2 protein-coding genes are annotated in these 1,505 nt (G+C 64.1%); both read left to right on the forward strand.

Annotated features, from left to right (window positions below; genetic code table 11):
* Positions 1–122: 122 nt before the first annotated feature.
* Positions 123–854: a GAF and ANTAR domain-containing protein gene (locus tag ITJ68_RS18825; protein WP_323743378.1), complete on the forward strand. Its 732-nt coding sequence runs from the start codon at positions 123–125 to the stop codon at positions 852–854.
* The coding region (locus tag ITJ68_RS18830) for a hypothetical protein (RefSeq protein WP_194663675.1) at positions 838–1,505 on the forward strand (668 nt) is incomplete at its 3' end. The genes ITJ68_RS18825 and ITJ68_RS18830, both read left to right, overlap by 17 nt.

Below are 1,505 nucleotides of genomic sequence, written 5' to 3' on the forward strand. Positions count from 1 at the left end.
ACGTTCTGTCCGCGACCTGTCGGCGGACATCATCGCGCGGAACGTGGATTTCACCGACCGCTCCGACGTCAGTTCCTAGGAAAGGAAGATCCGCCATGACACGAACTCGAGAGCACCAGCTCGTGGATGCGTTCGTCACGCTCACCGACAGTCTTGTCTCCGATTACGACATCGTCGAGCTCCTGCAGACCCTGGTCGACAATGCAGCCGAGCTTTTCGATGCCCGGGCTGCGGGGATCCTCCTCGCGAATCCGCAGCAGGAGCTCGAGGTCGTCGCGTCCACCAGCGAACGCAGCAGCTTCATTGGTCTCCTACAGCTCGAAGCCGGCGAGGGGCCCTGCGTGGAAGCGTTCGTCACCGGTGAGACGGTGACCGTGGAAAACCCAGAGGAGATGCAGCGCAGGTGGCCGCTCTTCGCGGCCGCGTCAGCACAACTGGGGTACGCCTCCGTGCACTCCATCCCACTCCGGCTCCGAGACAACACGCTCGGGTCGATGAACCTCTTCCGTGAGACGAACGGCGCGCTGAACGCCACGGACGCAGTCGCAGCGCGGGCGCTGACGGACGTCGCGACGATCAGCATCCTCCAGCAGCGCACCACAGAACATGCCGTCCTCGTCCAAACGCAGCTCCAGCACGCTCTCGACAGCCGCGTCGCCATCGAGCAAGCCAAGGGGTTCTTGGCGCACACGCACCGAATCGATCTCGACACCGCGTTCGACATGCTCCGCTCCTACGCACGCTCACAACAGGCGCGCATCGCCGACACTGCCCGGCACGTCGTTGATCGCCGCATCACCATCCCGGCCATGCAGCCGCAAGTCACGAAACCCGCCGATGACGCACAACGCTGAGAAACGCCGGACAGGTCCCCCGCTGATCTCCCACTCGGGACACGCCCCTGCCGCCGCGATCGAGCTGCTCGATCAGCTCTATGGAGGGAACGACCTGCACTGCCGACCCGGGTCGATGGACTTCGGATTCCAATACGTCGGCATCGGCGATCAACGTCTCCAACTACGACGGCTCCGACTTGACGGGTACCTGCGCGGAACCCTTGAAGCCGGGGACGGTGTCATCGTTCAGTGGGTGACGCGGGGGCGCGCTCGCCTCAGCTTCGGTGGCGAGACAATCACAACGCAACCGGGCTCGCCGCCGATCATCTTTCCCTCAGGCCAACCGTTTCAGGTCGAATTCAACGATGTCGACCAGCGCCTCGTTCACATCGATGAGGATCTGCTCCGCAGTGTCACCGCTGACACCTCCCTCGTGGGCAGGCCCCTCAGCTTCCAGACACACATCCCGCCGACCGAGACCGCCATCACTCAGTGGGCCGCCAGCGTCACCGCCGCGGTCAAAACGTTCCGCATGAAGGGCCCCGCGTCGTCAGCTTGGTCAACGGGCAAACGCGACGTTGCGAAAGCGCTCCTCCAGCTCTACCCACTGAACCCCGACCTCGTCCGCGTGCCAATCAGAAGCCAATCCGACGCACGCTTCGTCGCCGC

The sequence above is a fragment of the Curtobacterium sp. VKM Ac-1395 genome (assembly GCF_015350975.1).
Classification (GTDB): Bacteria; Actinomycetota; Actinomycetes; order Actinomycetales; family Microbacteriaceae; genus Curtobacterium.